Origin of the sequence: Paraburkholderia graminis (genome assembly GCF_003330785.1) — a bacterium.
Taxonomy (GTDB): domain Bacteria; phylum Pseudomonadota; class Gammaproteobacteria; order Burkholderiales; family Burkholderiaceae; genus Paraburkholderia; species Paraburkholderia graminis.
Map to the genome: position 1 here is coordinate 1,253,457 of NZ_CP024935.1, position 17,620 is coordinate 1,271,076.

The window sequence follows — 17,620 nt, forward strand, 5'->3', positions numbered from 1 at the left end:
AGCACTCCCGCTTGGGCCGCCCGAGCAGCCGGCGATTGTAGCTGCGCTTCTGATCGCCCTCTTGTCGTCCACAACGCGCAGGCAGTCACCCGGTGGTGAGGAAGGGCGAACTCGGCCGCTCCCCTCAAACGCTGCTCGTCGCCATGCAGTGCGGTGATGCAAAACGCGCCGAACACTTTCTCAGTTGTCCGTGAGCATCGTCTGCCGGCCGGCATGGCGGCAGTCCATCCGTCAGTTACTGCCACGCCCGGACGCTGCCCGATCATCGAGACCCGTCGGCGACGAACAATCTCTGCCAAGCCTTCTGGCGCCCCTGAACCCGGGCAACCCGACGCGGCCGCCCTGCTCCGCCGCCGTCCATCTTGCGCCCGTTGTTGAAGATCGCTAATTCTGCTAGCCGTGCCCATAGGCGCTAATAGTGTCCGTTAATTCTGCTAGCGTGGCATACACGAATACGATGCCGGTCAGCACCGCCCGATCGAGTGTCGGTTTGCGGCCCGCAAACTGGCGATTGCGTGGTGCTCGCGCAGGTAGCAGTGGCTCGATCAGCGACCACAATCTGTTGAAGTTCGCAAATTCCACTAATGATGTCCGTTGGGGTGTTGATTTGCACGGGATCCGCCCCCCCCCGTGGGTCAGGATTCCGTGCAAATCAACAACGTATAAGCCCAAAGACGCGTACTACGTCGTTGTCCCCCATGGTCGGTCAATGGCGCCGATGGTGGCCTTTCCGATCGACCTCTTCGCTCACTGTTCGGACTCGCAATCGACAAAGCACGCCATTGATCTCCACTCTCAAGGTGAATGGGATATCGCGTCGCCACCGCTCTTCCGGCTGTCCCGGTCTGGCGCGTCCGAAGAGTGCAGGTCCAGAAGCTGATGAATCGCCCCAGTCAGCCAACCTGCTGGGCTGCGTTCAACAAAGACAGGCATTGCAGTACGCGTCGTGACAGATTCGCCGCATCCTGGACCGTAGCGCTGACGTGACCTGGTAGAGCCCTCGATTACGTCCGGCTAAGCGTTCGATACAGTTCGTTTGCACGATTCAGATGCGCGCGCATTGCTTCAGCCGCACCGTCGCCATCATGTTTCGCGATTGCATCGACGATTCGCTGGTGCTCCGACAACGTCAACTCTTCTGCGCCCGGCGCGCGCACGAGCGGCCGGTAGTATTCGCCCGCCCAGCGAAACAGCGATTCGACAATCGACGGGAAAATCGGATTGCCACTGATCAGCGCAATCTCGCGATGGAACGCCATATCGCGCTCGATAAACTCCTCGAGATTGACCATGGAAGCGCGGTGCCGCGCCACGCTGAGTTGCAGGCGAGCCACGTCCTCTTCGGTCGCGCGCTCCGCCGCCATGCGCGCGGTGCCCGTCTCGAGAAAGACCCGCGCCTCTTTCAGGTGAGCCAGCATGTCGGGATGACTGCGCAGCAGGTGCATCGCGCCGCCGGCGATCTGCGCGATCAGCCGGTCGGCCGTGGGAACAACGACCCTCGCACGCTCGCCGTGCACGATCTCGACGATGCCGGAGCGCTCCAGCGTTTGCAGCGCCTCGCGAATGGCGGGCCGGCCCACACCGTAGATTTCCATCAACTCCCGTTCAGACGGAAGCTGCGCGCCGGGCGCGATTTCGCCCGAACGGATTCGCTCCATGAGCCGGTCGACAACTTCCTGATACAGCTTTCGACGCTGAATGATCTCAGCCATGACATGTCCGCGTAAAACCAAGTGGTGTAATGACCTTACCACGGACACGCCGCCGGATGGAAGGGCGCGGGGGCCGTCGCCACCTATGACCTGACAAGACCGGGTGGCGCGCGGCGCGACCGCTCGCTGGTTCAACGCGCACCGCACGTTACCCCCTCGACAGCCGCCCTTCCCTGACCATGCCAAAGAACGTTGCATCGCCGATCTGGCCGCCTTTCAGCACGATTTGCAGACCATCGCGCCGCGGCTCTGCGGACCATGCGCGGCACAGCGGCGCGCCAGGCACGAGCCCCGCCATGACGCTCAGCGCATCGATGCCGAGCACGCTCGCCACTTCCCCTGAACTGTCGCCACCGGCGACGACCACGCGCGTCAGCTCGACGCTATCGAGCAGCCGCCGCATCACCTCGGCCAATGCGCGCCCGACTTTGCGCGCCGCATCGTGCCGCGCAAATCCCGCAGCGGACGCAATGGCGTCGAAGCCGGTTACCGCCGGGTCGTCCGGCCCTTCGGCGCTATGCACGATCACGCTGATGCCGCGAGTCAACGCCTGCGTGGCTGCCGTCACGACGCGTTCGATCTCGGCGGCTCCGTCGCGCGAATCGAGCGCCCGAGGCAAATCGAGGCGCTCGGTGTGAAAACCGTGTGCGCGCGCCCAGCCAATTTGCGCGGCCGTCACCGGCGAGCAACTGCCGCTGACGGCCGCGATCGCCGGCACGGGATCGGCGACCGGTAGAGACGGCGTCGGCGGCAACAACCCACGCGCGCGCCAGTGTGCCGCCAGCGCGTATTGCAGACCCGACGACGACGCCGTGAAAATCCCTTCGCCACGCTGCTCCCAAACCAGACGGCCCGCCTCGGCCAGGGTCTCTTCGTCGAGCACGTCGATCAGGACGACCGGCGTGTCGGACGCGCACAGCGCTCGCACTCGCGTCGCGACATCGGCGCCGCGCAGTTCAAGCATGTCGATCAGCTCGATGCGCCGCGCCGTTTGCCTCGCGAGATGCAGGCGAAGATCGGCCTCGTTCATCGGCGTGACGGGATGCCGCGACATGGTCGGATGCCGGTCGAGCCGGTAGCCGACACCATCCACGGCGGCGAACAGGTTGCCGAACATCTGGTAACGCTTCAGGCGCGGCGCGCCGATCACCATCGGCGACCAGTTGCCGGGCATATGCCTGACGCCGATGTCGATTGCGCGGCCGATCGATCCGACCTCGGGAGACGAATCGAACGTCGAGCAGACCTTGTATTGCAGGATCGGTGCGCCGAGCGCGGCAAGGCTCGCGAAAACATCCGGAAGCTCGTCGTCCATCCATGCGCTGGAGCGTCCACGCGAAGAACCCGCCATGCCCACGCAGCGCACTTCTGGAAAACGCGCCAGCAACTCGGGCGAAGGCTTTTGCAGACACAGCACGGTTGGCACGCCGGCGGCTTGCATGGCTTCCATCGCGTCCGTCGAGCCCGTGAAGTCGTCGCCGTAATAGGCGAGCAGCAGCCCGGCAGGCCACGCTGTCGCGTTCGTCCCGTTCGTCGGCTCCGCCGGCTCTGTCCCGTTCATTTCCAGAACTCCAGCGCGGCGTTCAATGCCGGATGTCTTGCGGCATGCTGCTTGAGCGGCACGCCTTCGACGGCGGCGACCCACGCCTCGCGTAACGCCTCGACGCCCGCTGCCACGCCGCCGGGATGACCGAAGATACCGCCACCGGCCGTGTGAATCAGGTCCGCACAGCCGATCGCGGCGTACGTGTCCGCGGCCTGCAAGCCGGTCTGCCCTGAACTGAACACCGGCATCGCGGACATCGGCGCTTCGCGCATCACCGGCGCGAGCACCGCGCGCGCGGCGGCGATCACGCTGTCGTCGGGCTCGCTGAACTTGTTGCGCAGTCCGTTCACATGCAGATGGTCGGCACCCGCGAGACGCCAGATCATTTGCCACGGCGCGTAGTCCCAGCCAAGCTCGGGGCAGCGCGACAGATAACCCCAGCCGGCGCGATGCGCGTGAATCGGCAATTGCGCGTGCCGCCGCAGTTCATGCATGCCGACCAGACCGATCGAGTTGAGCACCGCCATCACACATGTGCCGCCCTCGGCCAGCACGAGATCATGACGACGACGCATCTGATCCAGGTCGCCCGTCACGTTGAACGCGACCATCGCCTTTTTGCCGGTGCGATCCGCTTCCGCATTGACCACACGCATCACGGCCCGCACCCGTTCCTCGAACGGACAGTGCGGACCGTCGGCCTGCAATTCATCGTCCTTGATGAAGTCGATGCCGCCCGCGACGAGTTCGCGCACCTGCTGCGCCGTCTCCACGGGCGACAACCCGACGCTCGGTTTGATGATCGTGCCGATCAACGGACCGTGCGCGACCCCGCTCAGCCGCCGCGTGCCTTCGATACCGAACGCGGGCCCCGGATACGCCGAAGCGAACGACGGCGGCAACGTCAGCCCGGTTAGACGCAAACCCGACACCTGCCGCAGCTCGAACAGATTGCCTGCGATGGTCGACATCAGATTCGGCAGGGACGCACCGAGATTTTCGATCGGCCACGACAGTTCGAGCGTGCAGCGGCTATACCGCTCCGACACGATTCCGCCAGCCAGACTCGGCCTGCCGACCGTTTCCAGCACCGTGAGATGCTCGACGCGCGCGCCCGAGCGAGCCTTCAATTCCGGCGTTTCGTTCGGCAGCGCGACAAAGGTGCCGCTCGACTGCTCGCCGGCAATCACGTCGGCAGCACGTTGTGGATCGTCGCCGGTTTCGAGCCAGTAAGTCGCGTGAATACGTTCGCTCACGATATCAATCCCTGTTTGGAAATCGGAAAGAAGGCGCACATCGCCCTATCACGTGATCCGGCGGATGCTCTCGGCGATTTCCGCGCGATCGAACACGTTCTTCCAGTCGTCGCGCATCAGCCGCGGCTTGCCGAATTCGATCGCCTTGTTGCACGCATCGGAGAACGCGCCGGGAATTTCGTTGAAGATCACCGCGCTCAGGATGTTCATGTGCCCGAGCAGAAAGTCGCGCGCGGCCTCTTTCGGCACGCCCCGCTTCACGGTCTCGTCCATCGCTTCGCGCATCACGTAGAGCAGCGTCGCGCAAATCGTTTCCGACAGGCCGGGTTCGAGCAGCGCCATCTGGTCGACGCTCAAACGATACGAGCGAAGAATCGGCGCGTAGATCACTTTGGCCACGTCTTCACCGAGGTCGAACGCTTCTTCCGGGCCTTGCATCAGCGCGCTGGTGATCGACTGCTTCGCGTACGCGCCACCGAAGAAATCGCGCCGCGCTTTCGGATCGTCATCGTTATTGAAAATGATTGGATGACACGGGTGCGCGACGAAATATGTCAGATCGGGCCGCTCAGGCAGATGGCCTGCGAACGGCGCCGCGGCGTCGAGCGTCATCACCATCGTGCCCGCCGGCAGCTTCGGCGCGATCTCGTGACTGAGCTTGCCGATCAGTGTGTCGGGCACGGCGAGGATCACCACCTGTGCGCCGTCGAGCGCGGCATCGGTCGACACGCAGTCGACGTTCAGTTCTTCCCTGAGACGCTTTTGCCCCGCCTCGCTCACCTCGACATGCGCGACGCGATAGTCGGACTTGAGCAGATTGCTGGTGAGGCGAAAGCCCATCTTTCCGCCGGCGCCGAACAGTGCGATTTTCTCTTTCATGGTGTGAGCTCCTTGCATGGATTCATTGAAATTCGTGGCGATCAGCTCGAATGCGATTGCGGCTCGAGCGTGACGGGCGCGATGCCGTCACCGGGTTTTGGCAGGCGCGCGCTGCTGCAGAACGCGAAGGCCAGTCCCGCGCTCATCAGCATCAGTACGCCGACGATGAACATCGGCGCGTGATATGAGCCCGTCGCATCCTTCACGGCGCCCGTGACGTACGGCGCCATGAAGCCGGCGAGATTGCCGATGGTGTTGATCAGCGCGATGCCCGCCGCAGCCGCGGCGCCGGAGAGAAAGCGCGCGGGCAGCGCCCAGAAGTTCGGCAGCGCGGAAAAGATCGCGCAGGCCGTGACGGTAATCACGGCGACGGTCGCGGCAGGCGATTGCATGTACAGCGCGAGCGGAATGCTCGCCGCGCCGATCAGTGCCGGCACGCCGATGTGCCATGCACGCACGCCATGCTTCGTCGCGTTGCGGCTCCACAGATACAGCGCGAGCGCGGCGGGCAGATACGGGATCGCGGTGATCAAGCCCTTCTGGAACACGTTGAAGTGCGTGCCGAACTGGCCTTCAAAGCCGCCGATGATCGTCGGCAGAAAGAAGGCAAGCGCATAGAGTCCGTAGATCAGGCCGAAGTACATCAACGCGAACATCCATACGCGGCCGCTTCTGAGCGCGGCTCGCGCATGCATCGAGTGCTGTGTCGACGCATTGGCGCGGGCGAGTTCTTCCGCTTCGAGTTCGGCGGTGAGCCAGGTCTTCTCGGCCGCGGTCAGCCAGCGCGCCTGCGACGGCCGGTCGGCGAGATAGAACCACGCCACCACGCCGATCACGATCGCGGGCACGGCGACACCGAAGAACATCACGCGCCAGCCGGCAAGTCCGAAGAGGCCATGCGCTTCGATCAGCAACGCGGCAACGGGTGCGCCGATCACGATCGTCAGCGGCTGCGCGAGATAGAAGAGCGCGAGGATGTGGCTGCGATAGCGCGACGGCACCCACATGCTGAGGAACAGAATCGCGCCCGGGAAAAAGCCCGCCTCCGTCACGCCGAGCAGAAAGCGCAGCGTGTACAGGCCGGGAATACTGCTGACCCACGTGAACAGCAACGCGACGATGCCCCACGACACCATGATGCGAGCGAGCCAACGGCGCGCGCCGAACTTGTGCAACGCGAGATTGCTTGGAATCTCCAGCACGATGTAACCGATGAAAAACACGCCGGCCGCGAGACCGAACTGCGCGGCGCTCAGGCCGAGGTCCTTCGTCATGCCGTTCGGACCGGCAAACGAGATCGCCGTGCGGTCGAGAAAATTGATGAAGAACATCAGCGCCACGAACGGCACAAGGCGAATCGATACCTTGCGTATGGCCGATCGCTCGACCTGATTCACGGGTACGGTTTGCATCTCACATCCTCCAATCAGGTCGCCTCGACACATCACTCATGTGATGTATTGGTGTGATGAGTAGACCCTGATGCTTAAAGTGCTGACAGTGGGGTATTCACGGAGCGGTTTATCGGTGGCGGGCGGCGGAGATGGGCCGTCCGAAAGGCGTCAGCCCGACAGCTATCTGCACGCAGGCGAAGGGCTTGAGGGACACGGTGCCGTGCCCGGGGCTCAGACAGTCCACCGGGATTTGCCCGCCTCGCGCCGCTTCGAACGACGATTCATCGAGCGTCGAAACGCTCCTGTCGCCCACCACCTCGCCGCCGGCGAACCTCAGGCGGACCGTGCATGGATCAGGCGTGAGGTTGGCGACGACCAGGCGCATGCGTCCCTTCGCGTCGCGCGCGCCAAAACACGCCACCTCGCGAGGATTCGCCGCGCCGCACTGCAACCGGTCCATACCGGCCATCCGCGCCATCGCGGCCGCGACATGAAACATCGGATAACGCGCCGGACTGGACGCGATATCGACCAGGCCGCGCGGCCCCGTTAGCGCGCCGAGCGTCAGGCATTCGAGCGCCGCGCCTTCGAGCGCCATTGCATAACCGGCCAGCCACGCCGCGCCAAACAGACCGCGCTGACGCGGGTCGTCGCCAGCCATCGCCACGCGCTCGCCTTGCGGATTCGGCATCACGCGCGAACCATACGGGTTCTGCCGCATGCCGATCGATACCGGACCGATCGCATACGGCTGCGCGCCAATCAACGCGCGACAGGAACGCGTGATGTGGGGAATCGCCTCGAGCGTTTGCATCACGCTGCGGTCGTCGGCTGCGTGAACGATGGGACAGGTTGCGTGCGTGACCCAATCGACCAACTCGAGCGGCGGCCGCTTTCGATTGAGTTCCGTGAAGTAGCTCAGCATGCCGCCGCCCAGACGCAAGCCGGGAAACGCGCGGCGTGCGGCGCGGTAGACCTCGTCGAGTGGCGGGCATGGCGGGCTGATGCTCCCCGGCGGGTTCGACTGCCGGTGCACGGACGGACTGACAACGATGCCGGTCAACTCGAGGCCGGCTTCCCCAATCCGCGCCGCGATCCGTTGCAATTCGTGTTCGGGCGCATTCACCCCAGGCAGCGCGCATTCGAGCACGGCCGGGATCGCGGCGCGCCGCTGCAACTGCGCGAACCGCACGAGTTCCGCCGTACCATGACCGGCGACGGGATCGAAGTGCAGCGTCAGGCGCTGCGGCGCAAGTTCGGCCAGCAATGACAGATTGGCAAGCGTCGCGTCGATCTCGTCGGGCGCGATCGTCACGCCGAGATCAGGCATCGGCTCGTCCATGCCGCGCAAGTCGATCAGTATTTCGCTATGCCGACTTTCGCCATGCTGCCGCGGCAGTGCCGCTACCTCGTTCAATTGGCGCGGCGCACCGTCGACTTCGATACATACTGACTGCTCGCCCGTCCAGCCCGTTTCGATCGTATACGGCCACGGCAGTTCGAGCGGACGCGAGTAAGTCTTGAACGATGCGTCCGACCAGTTGCGCTGGTCTTCCATCTGGAACACATCGCCCGTGAACGCGCAGCGCACCGTTTCGCCGGATGCAAGCGCATGCTCGATCGTGCGGATACGCGTGAACGGTTGCCACGGATCGATCAACGCAGGAAACGACGATACTTCGATCGTGCCGTCATCGTGCTCCACGCGCGCCGCCGCACCGGCGACGCCCTCGATCGGATGGAGAACCACGAAGCCGCAGCGCGCCGCGACGAAATCCGTTTGCGCCGTCGCCTGAGCGCTGCATTCGAACGCACCGTCCGCATCGCATTCGATCAGGACCGTGTAGGTCAGAACATGGCCGTCGGGATTCGCGCAGCGCGCGGCGTATGAGATGCGAAAGCCTCGCGCATGCGAGTCGACTTCGACGTCGCGAATGTCCGGCCGGCAAGTGCCCCAATCCCGGTCGCGCACGAGCCAGCTGATCGCGCGAATCACTTCGGTGCCGCCGTAGCGAATATCGCGCAACGCACCGTCGATGAAAAGCGCCGACCACGGGCCGGCCGTCAGCGTCTGCCCCCGTGGCTCGATCTGCGAGGTGCCGTAGTAAATGTTGGCGAGCGAGGCGTCACGGCTATTCATCGCCGCACCGCACCGGAAGAAGTGGACGTGACCGCAGGCGCTTCTGCGTCGAGCGATTTCAACACGACCGTGCGGCCTTCACGCGCGGAGAGATACGTTGCTTCGACGAGCGCAAGCGTCTTCAGGTTGTCGCGGCCGCTCGTCTGCGGCTCGCCTCCATTGCGAAGGCACGCGATCCAGTGGCGCTGGATATTCACCACGCTGGCCTGGATCGCCTCCCACGGCACGCTTGCCCACGCCAACGGCGGCGGCGCCGCTGTTGCGGTGCGCGTGCCGTCGCGGTTGTGAATCTCCAGCCGGTAGTCCGCCGACAGCCGCAGCGTGCCCTCAGCGCCGTCCACTTCGACCAGCGTCTGCGGAAACAGCTCGCGTGCCTGACGCGACGCGTAGCTGCAATCCACCACGCTCGTCACGCCGCTTTCGTGTGTGAGCAGAATGGTCGCAACGTCTTCACCGGCAATCGCGGAATTCACGCGCGAGGTCGCCGCGGCAAGACGCGTCACGTCGCCGAACAGAAAGCGCGCGATGTCGAGAATATGAATACCGAGGTCTTCCACAATGAAACGTTCGTTTCGCGCGAGATACGGCTGCCCGCTGAATACGTCGAACGCTGAACGAAACGACACGCGGCCCCAGAACGGCGTGCCGATCGCACCGTCATGCAGCGCGCGGCCCACGGCCTGAATCGCAGGCTGCCAGCGAAAGTTCTCATGGACCATCAGCGGCACGCCGGCCCGCTCGCAAGCGGCGACCATTGCGCGCGCATCGGCGAGCGTCAGTGCGAACGGCTTCTGGCAGATCGCCGCGACGCCCGCTTGCGCGGCCAGCTCGACAAGCGAACGATGACTCGGCGCAGTCGTGGCGATGTCGACGAAATCCAGTTGCTCGGCGCTTAGCATCGCCGCTGCATCCCTGTACAGACGCTCGATACCGAACGCCTGCCCTGCCGCCTTCAACCGCTCGCTATCGGCATCGCACAGCGCGACGATCTCCGCGCCGTCGATGTCCCGCCATGCGTGCAGATGATTGCGCGAGAAGAAGCCGCATCCGATCAACGCACCTTTGAAGCGTTTCACCGTTGTGGTCATTGCGCTGATTGCCTGCGTTGCGTCCGTTGCACTCATCGCTCACGCTCCTGTCGCCGCCTGTTTCTGCAACGCGAAGCGCTGCTGCACCCGCCGCTGGATCTGATCGACCACCACCGCCGCGACGATCACGACACCCTTGATAACGGTCTGCCAGAAGGAGCTGACGCCCATCATCACGAGCCCGTCGGACAGAATGCCGATCACGAACGCGCCGATAATCGTGCCGCCGATCTTGCCGCGTCCGCCCGACATCGATGTTCCGCCCAGTACGGCCGCGGCGATCGCGTTGAGTTCGAAGGTCTCGCCGCTCAACGGATGCGACGCGACCAGTTCCGACGAAATGATCAGCCCGACAATCGCCGCGCAAAACCCCGAAAACATATAGACGAACATCTTCACGCGATTCACGCGCACGCCGGAGAGCTGCGCCGCGCGCTCGTTGCTGCCGATCGCATAGATCTGCCGCCCGAGCGGCGTGCGTGCCGCGAGATAGGCCGCGAATGCACCGACCACGACGAGCAGCCAGATCGTGAGAGGAATGCCGAGAATGGACGAACTACCGAGAATCGGAAAGCCTGTGGTGCCGTAATCCGGATTGCCGGTCAGGTTGGGAAACGTCTCGCCGCCCGACGACAACAGCGCCGCGCCCCGCGCGATATACAGCGTGCCCAGCGTGGCGATGAACGGCGCGACGTTGAGCCGCGTGATCAGCAGGCCGTTCACCGCGCCGACCGCGACGCCCGAGAGCAGCGCGACGCCGATCACCTCGGGCACGCTCAGATAGAGCGTGTAGCTGCTGCCAAGTGGAATCCCGTTGAGAATCAGCCCGCCCGCGATCATCCCTGACAGTCCGACGATCGAGCCAACCGACAGATCGATGCCGCCCGCCACGATGACGAAGGTCATGCCGATCGCGAGAAACGCGTTGAGCGCAACGTGACGCGACATGATCAGCAGGTTCTCGATGCTCAGAAAGTTGTGCGCCGCGAACGAAAAGAAAATGACGACGGCAAAGAGCGCGATGAACGTGCGCAGCTTGAGCAGGAGTAAAAGCGGCGCTTCACCGAGGTTCGCGCCGGGCGCGGCGCTTTTGATCGCTACGGTCATGAAAAGGTCTCCAATCGTCCAGTCAGGCCTGCGTCTTTGGGTTACATCCCGGGTTGCATCGATTCTGGTCAGGCGGCGGCGCGTTGTCCGGTTCCGCGCGTGTCGACGCGGTGTCCGATCGCCGATGCGGCAACGAGCGCGTCCTGCGTGGCTTCGTTTGCACCGAATTCCGCCGTGATGCGCCCGTTCGACATCACCAGAATGCGATCGGACAGCGCCATCACTTCTTCCAGGTCGGACGTGACGAACAGAATGCCGAGTCCCTTGACGGCGAGATCGCGCATCACCTTGAAGATGTCCGCCTTCGCACCGACGTCGATGCCGCGGCTCGGCTCGTCCATCAGCAACACCTTCGGCGCCGTCATCAACGCCCGCGCGATGACGACCTTCTGCTGATTGCCGCCGGAGAGCGAACTCACAGGCAGATGCGAGTCGGCCACCTTGATCGCCAGATCGCGGATGAAACGCGTGACGGCGTTCTGCTCGCGCTGCCGCTCGATATGAAAGCCCCGCGCGAAATCGGCGAGGCTCGACAGCGTCATGTTGCTGCCGATCGACAGGATCGGCAGCAACGCATCGGCCTTGCGGTCTTCGGGGATCAGCGCGAGGCCCTGCGCCACACGCTTTGCAACCGGCTTGCCGTTCAACGGCTTGCCGTCGAGCACGACGTCGCCCGTTGCATGCGGATGACAGCCGAGAATGCATTCGAACAGTTCCGAGCGCCCCGCTCCCATCAGCCCGTAAATGCCGACGATCTCGCCCGCATGCAGCGACAGCGACACGTGGTCTACGAGCAGGCCGGCTCCCTTGCGCGGCAGCGATACGTCATGCACGCGCAGCACTTCGGTGCCGCGTTCGTGTCCGATGGGGCGTGAAAAATCCTTCGTCTCGCGACCGACCATCTGCCGCACGATCCACGGCACGTCCACCTCGTTCATCGGCTGATGGCCGGTGATGCGGCCATCGCGCAACACGGTGATGTAGTCGCCGATACGGATCAGTTCTTCGAGCCGGTGCGAGATATAGACAATCGCGACGCCATGCGACTTCAGATCCGCGATCACCTGAAACAGCACATCGACCTCGGCTGCGCTCAGTGCGGAGGTGGGCTCATCGAGAATCAGAATGCGCGCGTCGTGCGCCAGCGCCTTGGCGATTTCAACGAGCTGCTGCTGACCGATGCGCAGATCCTCGACCAGCGTATCCGGGCTGACGTCGAGTTCGAGGCGCTTGAGCAACTCGCTCACCTTGCGGCGCTGCGCGCCGGCATCGATGTCGATGCGCCCACGCGTGATTTCATGCGCGATGAAGACGTTCTCCGCGATCGACAGATTCGGGAACAGGTTGAGTTCCTGAAACACGATGCCGATGCCGTGACGCAGCGCGTCCGAACTGCTCGCGAGCTGAACGGGCTGGCCGTCGAGAAGCAGCCGCCCCGTGCTGGGCTGCTCCGCACCGGCGATGATTTTCATCATCGTCGACTTGCCCGCGCCGTTTTCTCCCACAAGCACGTTGACCGCGCCGCGCCGCACGGTGAAGCTCGCCTCCTTCAATGCGACCGTGCCGGGATACACCTTCGTCACCGCCTCGACCTGAAGGACGACATCGTTCTCCACGAGGGCCGCGCTCATGGCTTGCTCCCGAGCGCGAGAGCCAGCGGCACCACTTCCGGCTGGTCGCTCGCGCCGTCGTAGGAGAACGCGCCTGTCACCGTGATCGGCTGCCCTTTCAGGTCGTTGCGCGGCAACGGCTTCATCACATGTGCCGCCGCGTAGGCATTGAGCGCGGTTCCGAATCGGGCGTATTCGATCTGATTGCGAAAATCCGCGAACGAGACGAAGTCGAGCGAATCGCGCAGAGTCGTTCCCAACACCGTCGGGCCGATGTCGACGATCACGTCTGCCTTGCCGTCGCCGTCCGTATCGACGCCCACCGTGCCCTGACTCGAGTCCGTATCGACCGACACAATGGTGCCCCGCACCCTGGTCGGGAAATTCCAGGGCGCGCTGTCGTCCTTGCCCCGGTAGCCATATTTTTTGCCGGCCGCGTCGGGATCGGCCTTGATGGCGTCAAGCAACACCTTGATATCGGTCGCGCGCTTCTCGACGCTGGGCACCACTTTCGTGGTCCACATGGAGGCGACCATCGCGTTCGGATCGTAGCCCGCCGACGCGTACGCATCGCGCGACCCTTTGGATGCCTGAGGATCGTGCTTGACCAGTTTGCAGCCAGACAGCGCACCGCCCGCGACCAGCAGAATGGCCGCGTATACAGAAGCTCTCATGAATGTCCTCATTCCACGCCGGAGGAAAACCCGGGGACGTACGCCCCGGGCGACAGACACGCTTTAGCGCAGGGCGAACATATCCAGCTTGCCGGCGTTCGCCTTGGTGATCAGCGAGCAGTTGATCAACTGCTTTTCGGGCTTGCCGGTCGAACCGGTCTTCATGTATTTATCGGCTTGCTCGACCGCTTCCGTCGCGGCCAGCGCCGCCGGTTGCAGAACGGTCGCGCGGATGTCGTTGCGCATGATCGCATCGCGCACGTCGTTGCTGCCGTCGAAACCGACGACGATGACGTCGCTGCGCTTGGCCGCCTTCAATGCCGCCGAGGCTCCCATCGCCATCGTATCGTTGCCCGCGATCACGCCTTTGATGTCCGGGTGACTCTGCAAAACGGTCTCCATGACGCGATACGCTTCCGTCTGACTCCAGTTCGCCGACTGCCTCTCGACCATCTTCATGTTCGGGAACTGGTCGATCACGTCGTGATAGCCCTTCGAACGGATACCGGCGTTGATATCGGCTTCGCGTCCAACGAGTTCGACGTAGTTGCCCTTCTCGCCGAGCGCCTTGACGAACGCGCGGCCGCCAAGCTGCGCGCCCTGGTAGTTGTTCGACACGATTTGCGAAACCGCGATACCCGTCGCGTTGATTTCGCGATCGATCAGGAAAGACGGGATGCCCGCCGCCTTCGCCTTGCGCACCGCCGCGATCGATGCCTCAGAACCGGCGTTGTCGAGAATGATCGCCTTGGCACCGCGGGCGATTGCGGTGTCGACGAGGTTGGACTGCTTGTTCGCGTCGTCGTCATGCACCAGCACGATCGTGTCGTAGCCGAGCGCTTTGGCGCGCGCATTGGCGGTGTCCGCTTCGGCCTTGAAAAATGGATTGTCGTGCGATGGGGTAATGATGGCGATCAGGTTGGCCGCCTGTGCGGTGCCCGTCGCGGTAAAGAGGGTAAGCGTGGCTGCGGCGAGCGCGACCCAGCGTTTTGAGGCCTTCATGGTTTGTCTCCTTGTCAACGTCTGTGCACTGCAAAACCAGTCGCGGGCGATGCGTTCTTTTTATTTTTGCGCTCGTCACTTATGCCGTCATGATGTCATCATACCAGCTACGTTTGGCCATGGAAGAGCGATCTCGCCAGGGTTTTCGCTACTCAGAGCGGTCCCAGACATGTTGGGATCCTTTCTTTGCGTTGCCACTTTGCAGGTCGATGCAGCGCATAGGTTCATTGCTGGCATGACTGCGCCCTGAAGGCAAAAAGCGACAAAAGATGCGACCGTCTGATCCGGACCAACATGTGGACCTGCGCCGAAATGCCGTGTGTGAAGGGATGATCGGAGCGAAGAGACACGTCCAGCAGCGCGGGCATGGCTGCATCCATCCGACAGCCGTTTGAGCTGAAAAAGATCAACGTCCGACGGTTCGTCAATGCCGAAGAATGCCACTTAAGTCCCATATCGAGCCGGGTCATGGGCGAGCGAAACGACGAAGATTATCTTTGCAGGCGTTGTGCGACGCGCTTTTGGCGACCGGCGGTGCGGCCCATATTGACTGCGGTGATACGAATTCCGTTCATCGGCCTTAGCGATCCGTCACCGCTCGATGCAGGTGCGACTGTTCCAATCGCTTTGCCGACATTCGTCGCTCGATAGCGGTGAATGTGGGCACGATCACCTGCCGCAGCGTCGTCATGTAGCCGAGTCCGAGCGCGCGTGCCGCTTCGAATTGCCCGCGAGGAATCGCCTCAATGCCGGAGCGGATGACTTCGGAGAGGTACGCGGCCTGATAAACGATCAGCGCGCAGATGAGTGTCACTACACCCGAGACGGTCACGTGCGTGAGCGTCGGCCAGGCCAACGGATTGACGCGGCGATCTGCCTCCCTGGACCTATCACGATGCGGGGGGCAGGAGCTTCCGGTCTATGAAATACTGCTGCGCGTTGCAAAATGCGTCACGGGTATCAACGGCCGCATCAAACCCGCTTTGCGAAGCTTGATCGTACTGACGAAAGCAATCGGGCCCGCCGGCGCGCCGTATGCAAACGCAAAGTCGGCATGCTTATCGCCTTGCCCGACGAACGGCTGGATCCTGAACTGCTGCACTCGGTCGCTATTGAAGGAACGCGTGCACTGCCGGAGTTCGATCGCGGGCGCTTTTAGGCAAATGGCCTGCCATCGAGCGCATCCATGCCGCCGTGCCGGTCTGTTGCCGTTAGGGTCTTATCGCGCCGCGAAGACCGACACCCCACCATTGACGAACCCGTTTGCTGCGCAACCCGGACACCCCGCAGGCGATGTCGCTGAAGAATACGGAACGAAGATGAGACCGGTCGCCGGATCGATCGCAACTGAGTGCGCGTTATTGCCCGTGTTCAGGCGGGTAACAATACGGCGGTTGCCTGCGTCCACGATAGTGAGCACCGGCGTGCATGGCGAGGCGGACGAGCAGGCGCCGTTGGTCGATGCATTGCCAGAAGACGTCCAGCGGCTCGCTGCGTTGTAGTACCGGTTGGTGGGCGCATCGTATTCGAGCTGATCGCCGCCGCCAGCGTTGAGAGACGCCAGAAGCGCGCCGTTCGAACGGTTCAGTATCTGCATCAGTAAGGGAGCGCCAGTCGTCCCTTCCCTGCACCCCACCGCAATATCGCTTCCGGGTCCAAGTGCCAGCCCCGTAGGATCACAATTGCCTTCGGAGTACATCGCGACGCCCGCAAGGGTCGTATAGTTCTGCGTACCACCGTTCGGTATCGCGCGAATCGCCGCACCTGGCAATTTCACCAACTCGCCATGAGGATTCGCCGTGCTTCCGTCGACGTTCACGAAGAAGTTGTCGCCGGCAGCGTCGTACCGGCAGGCTTCGAGGCCCGCGGTGGGTTGGCCCGCGCTATCGGTGAACGTCACTTTGGCGATAACGGTCTGCGTGGCCGTGTTGATGAATGTAGCGAACGGAGGCGTCTCTTCCGGGCTTGAAATCATGAAGATGCCGTGCACGGAATCCACGCAACCTTCATCTGCGCGCACACCCGTTGCGCTGACCGTGATCTTGCTCGTTACGACGCCCGCCGATGGATCGACCACTTTGACGGAGTTCACATCACCCGCATAGATGAGATTGCCGACCGGAGTTGCGCCGTCTGGACCGGCCTGCGAATTCGGTCCGGAACCGAGGCCAGTGAACGCGAGCGGCCCGCTTCCCTGGATGAGCTTGACGAAGGCTTTCGACGGTATGTCGATCTGATCCAGCGATGCGTTGTTCCTGTCCGTGAAGTAGTACCGGCTACCCAGGACGACGCCGATATCGAATGAGAAGTTCACGCCCGCCTTGACGTTGGGTACGGATATGTCCGACACATGGTGCGGTCCGTCATTGTTGAGATCATCCCCGCCACAGCCTGCAATCGCGACAGCCGCTGATGCGACCAATGCATTGGCCCACATGTACTTCCGCATCGCACACCTCCCATTGTCGTCGTCGGAATCCGTCTGACCAGGCGCGCACCACGAAATAATGGACGCTGCTACAGCTTAGGCATTCCGTTGCATAGCGGTCCTTATCGTTTTCCCAGGTAGTAGAGGGGCATGCTTCAGATTCTCTTAAGGTTCGAAGGCGGGAGTACCCGTGATCGTCGCTAAAGCGACGTCCTCGACTTACACTTTGGAAACAAGCTGCATGTGTTCTGCAAGCTTGGGCTCACTCCCACACATGATGTCTCCAGCCAGACGGCCGGCCTTCGTTTCAGGCAATCCCCGCACCGAGGCCAAGCTGCATCACACGCCAGCGAGCATCGTTCCGCGGCATCGACGGTGACCGCAGCGGCACGCATACTGGGCTCGCACTGCGGCTGAAGCGCGGCCCTCCGTCGTGAGCCCATATGCGATAAACAGCTCCTCGCCGGCTTTGATATTCGACACTGCCTGAATGTAGACCCTTCCGTCGGACTCGACCGCCTCACAGTTGGCGACGCAAGCATGGTTAAGCCAGCGCGCACTGTTGCCGCCAAGCGAACCGTCAATGACCCGCCCATCGGAAAGACCAAAGAGGAACGTATGGCCCGCCGCCCCGAATCGGCGATGGCGGCTTACGGCATGCTTCCAGGCCATGACCGTACCGGTGTATTCGAGGATGAGTTCGCCTGCGCGCAGCGCTCTCAGCGCAAACACGCCGCGGCCATGGACGCTCGAGCGGCGGACAGAAATTCTTCTCATCGTTGAT

At 63.1% G+C, this 17,620-nt stretch carries 14 protein-coding genes; all 14 read right to left on the minus strand.

Annotated elements, in window-relative coordinates:
- Positions 1–1,004 precede the first annotated feature (1,004 nt).
- Positions 1,005–1,712 (minus strand): transcriptional regulator NanR, encoded by a 708-nt coding sequence (locus CUJ91_RS23810; protein ID WP_006052125.1) that lies wholly within the window; start codon positions 1,710–1,712, stop codon positions 1,005–1,007.
- Between the two features lie 148 nt (positions 1,713–1,860).
- On the minus strand, positions 1,861–3,273 hold the full coding sequence (gene oiaK / locus CUJ91_RS23815; RefSeq protein ID WP_114157308.1) for a 3-oxo-isoapionate kinase OiaK: 1,413 nt from the start codon (positions 3,271–3,273) through the stop codon (positions 1,861–1,863).
- Positions 3,270–4,514: a ribulose-bisphosphate carboxylase large subunit family protein gene (locus tag CUJ91_RS23820; protein ID WP_114157309.1), complete on the minus strand. Its 1,245-nt coding sequence runs from the start codon at positions 4,512–4,514 to the stop codon at positions 3,270–3,272. The genes oiaK and CUJ91_RS23820 overlap by 4 nt, the downstream gene beginning before the upstream one ends.
- 48 nt (positions 4,515–4,562) lie before the next feature.
- On the minus strand, positions 4,563–5,393 hold the full coding sequence (locus tag CUJ91_RS23825; RefSeq protein ID WP_006052128.1) for a phosphogluconate dehydrogenase C-terminal domain-containing protein: 831 nt from the start codon (positions 5,391–5,393) through the stop codon (positions 4,563–4,565).
- Positions 5,394–5,434: 41 nt separating this feature from the next.
- Complete coding sequence (locus CUJ91_RS23830; protein WP_114157310.1) at positions 5,435–6,805, minus strand: MFS transporter; 1,371 nt, start codon at positions 6,803–6,805, stop codon at positions 5,435–5,437.
- A gap of 109 nt (positions 6,806–6,914) precedes the next feature.
- Positions 6,915–8,927: a D-apionate lactonase gene (gene apnL / locus CUJ91_RS23835; RefSeq protein WP_114157311.1), complete on the minus strand. Its 2,013-nt coding sequence runs from the start codon at positions 8,925–8,927 to the stop codon at positions 6,915–6,917.
- A complete protein-coding gene (locus tag CUJ91_RS23840) occupies positions 8,924–10,051 on the minus strand; it encodes a Gfo/Idh/MocA family protein (RefSeq protein ID WP_208716196.1) in 1,128 nt (375 codons plus the stop codon). The genes apnL and CUJ91_RS23840 overlap by 4 nt, the downstream gene beginning before the upstream one ends.
- A 3-nt stretch (positions 10,052–10,054) precedes the next feature.
- Positions 10,055–11,122, minus strand: a complete 1,068-nt coding sequence (locus CUJ91_RS23845; protein WP_114157312.1) for an ABC transporter permease — start codon at positions 11,120–11,122, stop codon at positions 10,055–10,057.
- Between the two features lie 68 nt (positions 11,123–11,190).
- A complete protein-coding gene (locus tag CUJ91_RS23850; protein ID WP_107709698.1) occupies positions 11,191–12,753 on the minus strand; it encodes a sugar ABC transporter ATP-binding protein in 1,563 nt (520 codons plus the stop codon).
- Positions 12,750–13,406, minus strand: a complete 657-nt coding sequence (locus CUJ91_RS23855; protein WP_114157313.1) for a DUF2291 family protein — start codon at positions 13,404–13,406, stop codon at positions 12,750–12,752. Before CUJ91_RS23855 ends, CUJ91_RS23850 begins: the two co-directional genes overlap by 4 nt.
- Positions 13,407–13,469: 63 nt before the next feature.
- Positions 13,470–14,408 (minus strand): D-ribose ABC transporter substrate-binding protein, encoded by a 939-nt coding sequence (locus tag CUJ91_RS23860; RefSeq protein ID WP_114157314.1) that lies wholly within the window; start codon positions 14,406–14,408, stop codon positions 13,470–13,472.
- Between the two features lie 580 nt (positions 14,409–14,988).
- Positions 14,989–15,264 carry an ABC transporter permease subunit gene (locus tag CUJ91_RS35270; RefSeq protein WP_006052136.1) on the minus strand — a complete coding sequence of 92 codons (276 nt, stop codon included), beginning with the start codon at positions 15,262–15,264 and terminating at the stop codon, positions 14,989–14,991.
- A gap of 363 nt (positions 15,265–15,627) precedes the next feature.
- Positions 15,628–16,857: a hypothetical protein gene (locus tag CUJ91_RS23875; RefSeq protein WP_114157315.1), complete on the minus strand. Its 1,230-nt coding sequence runs from the start codon at positions 16,855–16,857 to the stop codon at positions 15,628–15,630.
- A 318-nt stretch (positions 16,858–17,175) separates the two neighbouring features.
- A complete protein-coding gene (locus CUJ91_RS23880) occupies positions 17,176–17,613 on the minus strand; it encodes an SET domain-containing protein (RefSeq protein WP_114157316.1) in 438 nt (145 codons plus the stop codon).
- Positions 17,614–17,620: the final 7 nt, after the last annotated feature.

Excerpts from the sequence above, each read along its gene's own strand:
- CUJ91_RS23875 (WP_114157315.1), bottom strand. The coding sequence starts at position 16,857 with ATGCGGAAGTACATGTGGGCCAATGCATTGGTCGCATCAGCGGCTGTC.
- CUJ91_RS23845 (WP_114157312.1), bottom strand. The coding sequence starts at position 11,122 with ATGACCGTAGCGATCAAAAGCGCCGCGCCCGGCGCGAACCTCGGTGAA.
- CUJ91_RS23850 (WP_107709698.1), bottom strand. The coding sequence starts at position 12,753 with ATGAGCGCGGCCCTCGTGGAGAACGATGTCGTCCTTCAGGTCGAGGCG.
- CUJ91_RS23810 (WP_006052125.1), bottom strand. The coding sequence starts at position 1,712 with ATGGCTGAGATCATTCAGCGTCGAAAGCTGTATCAGGAAGTTGTCGAC.
- CUJ91_RS23840 (WP_208716196.1), bottom strand. The coding sequence starts at position 10,051 with ATGAGTGCAACGGACGCAACGCAGGCAATCAGCGCAATGACCACAACG.
- oiaK (WP_114157308.1), bottom strand. The coding sequence starts at position 3,273 with ATGAACGGGACAGAGCCGGCGGAGCCGACGAACGGGACGAACGCGACA.
- CUJ91_RS23860 (WP_114157314.1), bottom strand. The coding sequence starts at position 14,408 with ATGAAGGCCTCAAAACGCTGGGTCGCGCTCGCCGCAGCCACGCTTACC.
- apnL (WP_114157311.1), bottom strand. The coding sequence starts at position 8,927 with ATGAATAGCCGTGACGCCTCGCTCGCCAACATTTACTACGGCACCTCG.
- CUJ91_RS23825 (WP_006052128.1), bottom strand. The coding sequence starts at position 5,393 with ATGAAAGAGAAAATCGCACTGTTCGGCGCCGGCGGAAAGATGGGCTTT.
- CUJ91_RS23880 (WP_114157316.1), bottom strand. The coding sequence starts at position 17,613 with ATGAGAAGAATTTCTGTCCGCCGCTCGAGCGTCCATGGCCGCGGCGTG.
- CUJ91_RS23830 (WP_114157310.1), bottom strand. The coding sequence starts at position 6,805 with ATGCAAACCGTACCCGTGAATCAGGTCGAGCGATCGGCCATACGCAAG.
- CUJ91_RS23855 (WP_114157313.1), bottom strand. The coding sequence starts at position 13,406 with ATGAGAGCTTCTGTATACGCGGCCATTCTGCTGGTCGCGGGCGGTGCG.